The organism is Deinococcus sp. (assembly GCF_018260405.1).
Taxonomy (GTDB): domain Bacteria; phylum Deinococcota; class Deinococci; order Deinococcales; family Deinococcaceae; genus Deinococcus.
This window is the reverse complement of the sequence record NZ_JAGLBG010000102.1, coordinates 1-7,393: the sequence shown is the minus strand read 5'-3', so window position 1 is coordinate 7,393 and position 7,393 is coordinate 1. Positions and strand designations below refer to the sequence as shown.

Here is a 7,393-nt window from a genome sequence, read left to right as displayed (position 1 = left end):
CTCCAGCGATTGTGCGCCTGATGAAGAGGGCAGCATGGATACTCCGACGATATGGGCCTCAGACAGCCTCTCAGACCGCGAAACCCGCATCTTTTCCTTCTTGACTCCGCCCGGCTTGAATCTGAAACTACTAGATTCAATCGGCAGTCTGTATAAGACTAAGCACTGAAAAATGCACTAAATGAAACGACTTCTACTCAAGTTTTGTGATCTGACCCTCCCCCGGTAAAGAGCTGCCAGTAGAAGCGGACTGATAGAACGGATTCGGGCGCTTTCCCCCGATAAGCGGCACTGTAACCATGGGCGACTGAATGAAGCTGGCAGCCCGTCATGGCCTCTTTATAGCCCTGCTGACTTTTATTTGACACATTGACTGTGCCGCATTTTAAGTGTGCCGGACTCCCAATGGACGCAGTGTAAAGGTAAGCAGTCTGGCTAAGGCCGCCTCTGGACGATAGACGGCAACTTCGGAGGCTCCCCACAAACTTGTGCCTTAGAGCAGTGCTCCGAATGATGGGCACGTCGGAAAAACACCGTCACCCCCTTCATTCTACGTCCTGCTCTTTTTTTCACTCGTTCCACTCGGCAAAAAGATGGTCAAAAGAGCACCATCTTTTTGCAAAATGCTCTAAACTCCAGAACTGTATCAGGCCTCGTCAGCGACCTCGCTGGCTTCCATAATTTTACGGTAGGTGTCGAGGTGGGCACCTTCGCCGAGTTCACGGGCGATCTTCTCGATGGCCAGGCGCACTACTTCACTTTTACTGATCAGTCGTTCAGGACTCGACAGCTCGTAGGCGGTACGGGTCAGCAGGGCGTCTTGTTCCTCGCTGATCACCACTTGAAGGCGCTTTCTTTCCTTTTTCGGCATACTGCTCCTAAATCACTCACCTGCTTACGTCACTGGGGTTCTTGCTCTGGGGGGTCGCTGTGTCAGATGAGCACTGTGTTAGACGAACTGTAAGACAGGCTATCACGCCTCTTGCAGTCACTCAACATCTGCCGCGTAATGAGTATGTTGCACCTGACCCGCATCAGTTTCCTTCCTTTGTGGACAACGCGTGTGTATGATGTGTAAGATACGGCGTAGTATTACTTTTGAGTACTTCACAGCGCATTCAAGGCGACAGAACCTCAATTTACAGCCACCAATAAGGAAGGATTGTCCATGCAACTGACCCCACTGCACATTCGAGGAGGCCGCGAACTGAGCGGCGAAATCGCGATTCAACACAGCAAGAATGCTGCCCTGCCGATTATCGTCGCCACCCTTCTCAGCAGTGAGCCGGTCACTTTGCACGGTATTCCGCGTCTGTCGGATGTGTCTACCATTCTGGAACTGCTGAGGCATATCGGCACCCGCCACACCTGGAATGGCCCGAACACCCTGACACTGCACACCCCCGAAATTCTGAGTACCGACGCTCCTTACGCGCTAGTGAGCAAGATGCGGGCCAGTTTTATCGTTCTGGGGGCCATTCTGGCAAGGATGGGAGAGGCCACCGTCAGTATGCCGGGCGGCTGTGCCTGGGGGCCGCGCCCGGTTGACCAGCATGTCAAGGCTCTCCGTGCGGTAGGAGCCGAGGTGACCGAGGATGACGGGCACTTTGCCGCAAGTCGCAGCGGCAGTCTGAACGGCAGCTATACCTTTGAGTTGCTTACAGTTGGCGGCACCCACAATGCGATTCTGGCGAGTGTGCTGGGTGACGGTGTCGTAACCCTAGAAAACGCCAGTATCGATACCGACGTCGTGGACCTAATCGAATTCCTGAACAGTCTGGGAGCCGACATTCAGGGTGCGGGCAGCAATACTCTGGTGATCCGGGGCGTCCCTGCCCTGCGCGGCGGCGAATACACAGTTATTCCGGACCGCATCGAAGCGGGGACTTTCATGATTCTGGCCGCAGCGGCCCGCAGCCGGTTGAAGCTGACCAATGTACGGCCCGACCACCTGAACGCTGTGACAGCCAAGCTGCGCGAGATGGGCGTAGAGGTTCATGAAGAGGGCACCAGCATAGTCGTGGATGCCCGTAACCGGGAACTGAGTCCAGTCAATGTGACCACCCAGAGTTACCCTGGTTTCCCGACAGACGTGCAGCCGCAGATGAGTGCGCTGCTGGCGACGGTGCCGGGTACCAGCGTGGTGCAAGACCCGGTGTATCCTGACCGCCTGACGCACGTGGCCGAGTTGCACCGCATGGGGGCCAAAATCACCGTGAGCGGCTACACCCAGGTGATTCAGGGCGCGCCGCTTCAGGCCGCGCAGGTCAAGGCCGCCGATCTGCGGGCCGGAGCCGCCCTGTTTATTGCTGGCCTGACCACCGAAGGCGAAACGGTTATCGACGGCGTGCAGTACCTTAACCGTGGTTATGAACGCCTCGCCGAGCGTTTGCGGCAGATCGGTGCTTATGCAGTGCAGCCCGAAGCTGTCCTCGCCGACGCGATGGACTGATTGATTGATAAGGTCTTCAGGGCTTGCCCAGCCGCTGCTATCTGTCCTGAGTCAATGCGATCAGGGCGTCCCAGTCGTCTGGCTGTTCGGGGTCGTCTAGAGCAGCGCGGTTGCGCCCCTCGTAGCCGCACTTGCTACAGCGGTGAACGATCACCCAGCCTTTTTTGCCGTTTTGCTCTACTCCTACCGGCTCCATATCGCCCAGACAGGTACAGGCACGGTCACCGGGGTGCACGTCCACATGTTTGCTGTGCAAGCACACGGGGCAATGATTGCGAACCGAGCCGTTTTTGAGCGGCTGGACTTCTGCGCCACAGTTTCCGCAGTAAAAAGAATTGTTGGTGCCCTGCACCGTAAAGCGCCGCCCGGTCATGAAGTGCGTTCGGCGAGTCGGGCGGCGTTAAGCTGATGAGAAGTCATATCACTTCTATTTCATCACGGCGATATGGGTTTGTCGGTGAGATCAGATCAGATCGAGGTAGCGGTCCAGCTCCCACTGATGAACGGTCTGGTTATAGGCCCGCCACTCCGCTGTTTTTGCCTCGACAAAATGGTCCATGACATGCTCACCGAGCGCCTGGGCAATCACTTCGTCTTTTTGCAGTTCCTTGACGGCTTCGCTCAGGTCGCTGGGCAGCTCCTTGACGCGGTGGTGGCGTTTTTCGCGCACGGTCATCTTGAAAATGTTGCGCTGAATGGCGGGCGCGGGTTCCATTTTCTGCGTTATACCGTCCAGACCTGCGGCAAGCATGACCGCCAGTGCCAGATACGGGTTGCAGCTTGGGTCGGGCATTCGCACTTCGGCGCGGGTGCTGTTGCCGTGTTTGGCCGGAATACGGATCAGGGCCGAGCGGTTGCTGGTGCTCCAGGCGATGTTCACGGGGGCTTCAAAGCCCGGCACAAGGCGCTTATAACTGTTGACCAGCGGATTGGTAATGGCGGTCATACCCTCGGCGTGCGCGAGCAGCCCCGCGATGAACTGGCGCGCGGTAACGCTCAGCCCGTATTCGCCCTGCGGATCGTCGAAGGCGTTTTTCTGGGCTTTAAACAGACTGACATGACAGTGCATCCCGCTGCCGTGGACAGCGGCCAGGGGCTTGGGCAAAAAGCTTGCCAGCAGCCCGTGTTCCAGGGCGACCCGTTTGACCACGAATTTGAAGGTGGCGATCCGGTCGGCTGTTTCTAGAGCGGGGGCGTACCTGAAATCGATCTCGTGCTGTCCAGGCGCGACCTCGTGGTGCGAGCCTTCTATTTCAAAACCCATTTCGACCAGTTTGTTGGCGATTTCGCGGCGAATACGCTCACCCTTGTCGACCGGGGCCAGATCGAAGTAGCCTGCCTTGTCGTGCGTGGTCGTGGTGCCGCGCCCGGTTTCGGTACGCTCGAACAGAAAAAATTCTGGCTCCACGCCGACATACATTTCGTATCCCAGTTCCTGTGCCCGCGCGATCTGCTGCTTAAGGACGTAGCGGGGGTCGCCGCCAAAAGGCGCGCCGCCGGGCATCATCACGTCGCAGATCAGCCGCGCCACACGGCCCCGTTCGCCTTCTTCACGGCTGAACAAAGGGTAGATCAGGAACGTGGACAGGTCGGGTGAGAGCAGCATGTCGCTTTCCTCGACCCGGGTAAATCCCTCTACGGCACTACCGTCGAAGGTGACATCGCCGCTCAGGGCCTTCTGGAACTGCGACCTGGGAACCTCGACATTCTTGGTGTTGCCCAGAATATCGGTGAACTGTAAGCGCAGAAATTTGACTTCCTGATCCTGAAGCAGTTTCAGAATCTGTGCTGCGGTGGGGCGGGGTTGATCAGGTTTTGGGGTCATCTGGGTGGGGGCCTCCGGCGGTGCCTAACATAATGCCCGCGCCGTGCCCAGGCGATCAAAAAGGGCACCGGGGACAGGGCCGCTGTAGCAGCGCATAGCCATAAGTTACGTCATTTCAGGCCAATTGGCTATCTGGGGTGCAACAAAGTGCAAATCTTGGGCCGCGTAACCGGCCAAGTTCGGAAACAAGTGGCAAGTTGTTCAGAAGAATATTGAAACCTTTCCCTCTGTGCTCCTATACTTCAGGAAGTAGCAGATGTTCAGCAGGTGGCGGAGACCAAGAGGTTCCCCGCTGCCCTCCCGCCTGAACACCTGCAACAGGGAGCGACATGACTCAGCAGAACTTTGATGTGAATTCGGTGGCGCGCAAATGGCGCGTCGATGCCAAGCAGACCGCCAGCCCCAGCGACGTGGTCAACAAGCTGTTTGCCAGCGACGTGCTGACCCTGGAAGAACTCAAGACCCGCCTGAGTAAGCCCGCCTACCGCAGTCTTCAGGCCACCGTGGAGCGCGGCGAGCAGCTTGATTCCAGCATCGCCGACACCGTGGCCCTCGCCATGAAGACCTGGGCGATGGAAAAGGGAGCGACCCACTACACCCACTGGTTCCAGCCGCTGACCGGCGCTACCGCCGAGAAGCACGACAGCTTCCTGAACCCCTCGGGCGACGGCGTAGCGATCATGTCGTTCTCGGGCAAGGAGCTGATTCAGGCTGAGCCGGACGCCTCCAGCTTCCCCTCGGGCGGCCTGCGGGCCACCTTCGAGGCGCGTGGCTACACGGCCTGGGACCCCTCGTCACCGGCCTTCATCATCCGGCACGCCAACGGCGCGACCCTGTGCATTCCCAGCGTGTTTGCCAGCTGGACCGGCGAGGCGCTTGATCTCAAGACCCCGCTGCTGCGTTCCATCGAGTCGCTGAACAAAGCCGTGGCTCCGGCCCTCAAGCTGTTCGGCGCGTCTGAAGGCACCCGCGTAAGCAGCACCCTGGGCGCAGAGCAGGAATACTTCCTGATTGCCGAGGAGTACTACTACCGCCGCCCCGACCTCGTGATGACCGGGCGTACCCTGTTCGGTGCGAAGCCCCCGCGTGGTCAGGAGCTGGAAGACCACTATTTCGGGGCCATCCCCGACCGCATCCTGAGCTTTATGACCGACGCCGAAATGCAGTTGTACGCGCTGGGTATTCCGGTCAAGACCCGCCACAACGAGGTGGCCCCCGGCCAGTTCGAGGTCGCCCCGATCTTCGAGGACAGCAACATCGCCGCCGACCACCAGCAGTTGATCATGCAGATTCTGCGCAGCACTGCCCGCAAGTACGGGCTGGTGTGCCTGCTGCACGAAAAGCCCTTCGCAGGCATCAACGGGTCGGGCAAGCACTGCAACTGGAGCATGGGCACCGACGCGGGCGAGAACCTGCTGGACCCCGGCGACACCCCTAGCGAGAACATGCAGTTCCTGTTTTTCTGCTCGGCGGTTCTCAAAGCCGTGGACGACCACCAGGACCTGCTGCGAACCTGCGTCGCCAGCGCCAGCAACGATCACCGGCTGGGCGCCAATGAAGCGCCGCCCGCCATCATCAGCGTGTTTTTGGGTAGCGAACTGACCGACATTTTCGAGCGTATCGTGAGCGGTAAGGGCGGCAGCAGCAAGTCGGCGGGCCTGATGGGTCTGGGCAGCCGCGTGCTTCCCGAAATTCCGGTGCATGCCGGGGACCGCAACCGCACCAGCCCCTTTGCCTTCACCGGCAACAAGTTCGAGTTCCGCGCCGTGGGCAGCAGCCAGAGCATCAGCTTTCCGATCACGGTTATGAACGCGATCGTGGCTGACGCTGTGGCGCAGTTGACTGCCGACCTTGAAAAGAAACTGAAGGTCAAAGGCGCGACGCTGGACAGCGCTGTGGGCGAAGTGGTGCGCGACACCTATAAGAAATACGAGCGCATCGTGTTCAACGGCGACGGTTACAGCAGCGCCTGGCACGTGGAAGCCGAGAAGAAACGCAAACTGCTGAACCTGCGGACCACCCTCGACGCCATCAAGCACCTGGACAGTAAGAAGAACATTGAACTGTTCGGCAAGCTCGGTATCCTGAACGAGCGCGAACTAATCGCCCGCCAGGAAATTATGTACGACATCTATTTCAAGACTGTGAATATCGAGGGCGAAACCACCGAGTACATGGCCCAGACGCAGATTCTGCCCGCCGCGATCAGCTACCTCGCTGAGCTGGGCGAAGTGAAGACTAAAAGCAAGGCGGTAGACGGCATCACCAAGGAAATCGTCATTCTGACCGACAGCCTGTACACCGCCCTTCAGGACCTGCGTAAGCAGAACGACGCACTGGGCGGCGAAGAAATTCACGAGAAGGCCCACCACATGCACGCGGCAGTGCTCCCGGCCATGAGCAAGGTGCGCGACGCCGCCGATCAGCTCGAAGAACTGGTCAGCGTCAAGCACTGGACGTTGCCGACCTACCGCCAAATGCTGTTCGTCAAGTAACAGGGCTGGCCAAGTAAAACGGCCTTCAGGTCAAAACAGTAACGTTGAGGAGGCTGCCCCGATGGAGGCCGCCTCCTTCTTGTTAGACCGACTTCCATTAGACCTCTTGCAAAAGCCGCCCGGTTATTCTAATTGCCGAGTGGAACGAGTGAAAAAAAAGAGCAGAACGTAGAATGAAGGGGGCGGCGGTGTTTTTCCGACGTGCCCACCATTCGGAAAACTGCTCTAGGGTTGCTCCGACGCGCCCTGCTCGGCGCAACAGGTCTATTGAAAGGTTTACAACAACCGTTCAACTCGGCCCGACTCGTGGAGCCGCGCCGCAGAGCGAGTGAGGACACACCGGATTTGGGGCGTGCAGTTGGCAACCAGGCACCTTTACGGGCTGTTCAGGAAGCGCACAGCACTCCGTATAAAAGCCCACCACCTACTTCTCGTGGGTATCAAGACAGGGCTACCCCAGAAAAGTGATGAGTGACCGTTGTTTCGCCTGGGCAACACCGGGCAGAGTCTGCAAGCGACTAGATTTTATAGAGGTTTCCCTGAGTTCAGTAGTTCGGAACCTTTCAGGCTGCTTTAACGCCCAACCGCAGGAGTTCACGGAGTGACTCGCCCATTTCCATC

The 7,393-nt window shown here is 58.4% G+C and carries 5 protein-coding genes; 2 read left to right on the top strand and 3 right to left on the bottom strand.

The window, feature by feature from the left end:
- Nucleotides 1-646 precede the first annotated feature (646 nt).
- The gene (locus QZ269_RS11120) at nt 647-871 is read right to left on the bottom strand and encodes a transcriptional regulator (RefSeq protein WP_291426779.1); all 225 of its coding nucleotides are present in this window, start codon (nt 869-871) and stop codon (nt 647-649) included.
- A 297-nt stretch (nt 872-1,168) separates the two neighbouring features.
- Here QZ269_RS11120 and murA point away from each other — a divergent pair, with 297 nt between their 5' ends.
- Nucleotides 1,169-2,452 carry a UDP-N-acetylglucosamine 1-carboxyvinyltransferase gene (murA, locus tag QZ269_RS11115; RefSeq protein WP_291426778.1) on the top strand — a complete coding sequence of 428 codons (1,284 nt, stop codon included), beginning with the start codon at nt 1,169-1,171 and terminating at the stop codon, nt 2,450-2,452.
- Nucleotides 2,453-2,489: 37 nt separating this feature from the next.
- Here murA and QZ269_RS11110 read toward each other — a convergent pair whose 3' ends face one another.
- Nucleotides 2,490-2,825, bottom strand: coding sequence for an RNHCP domain-containing protein (locus QZ269_RS11110; RefSeq protein WP_291426777.1), 336 nt, complete (start codon nt 2,823-2,825; stop codon nt 2,490-2,492).
- A gap of 90 nt (nt 2,826-2,915) precedes the next feature.
- Nucleotides 2,916-4,277, bottom strand: coding sequence for a type I glutamate--ammonia ligase (gene glnA / locus QZ269_RS11105; protein ID WP_291426776.1), 1,362 nt, complete (start codon nt 4,275-4,277; stop codon nt 2,916-2,918).
- A 329-nt stretch (nt 4,278-4,606) separates the two neighbouring features.
- Here glnA and QZ269_RS11100 point away from each other — a divergent pair, with 329 nt between their 5' ends.
- Complete coding sequence (locus tag QZ269_RS11100; protein WP_291426775.1) at nt 4,607-6,772, top strand: glutamine synthetase III; 2,166 nt, start codon at nt 4,607-4,609, stop codon at nt 6,770-6,772.
- Nucleotides 6,773-7,393: the final 621 nt, after the last annotated feature.

Excerpts from the sequence above, each read along its gene's own strand:
- QZ269_RS11120 (WP_291426779.1), bottom strand. The coding sequence starts at position 871 with ATGCCGAAAAAGGAAAGAAAGCGCCTTCAAGTGGTGATCAGCGAGGAA.
- murA (WP_291426778.1), top strand. The coding sequence starts at position 1,169 with ATGCAACTGACCCCACTGCACATTCGAGGAGGCCGCGAACTGAGCGGC.
- QZ269_RS11110 (WP_291426777.1), bottom strand. The coding sequence starts at position 2,825 with ATGACCGGGCGGCGCTTTACGGTGCAGGGCACCAACAATTCTTTTTAC.
- glnA (WP_291426776.1), bottom strand. The coding sequence starts at position 4,277 with ATGACCCCAAAACCTGATCAACCCCGCCCCACCGCAGCACAGATTCTG.
- QZ269_RS11100 (WP_291426775.1), top strand. The coding sequence starts at position 4,607 with ATGACTCAGCAGAACTTTGATGTGAATTCGGTGGCGCGCAAATGGCGC.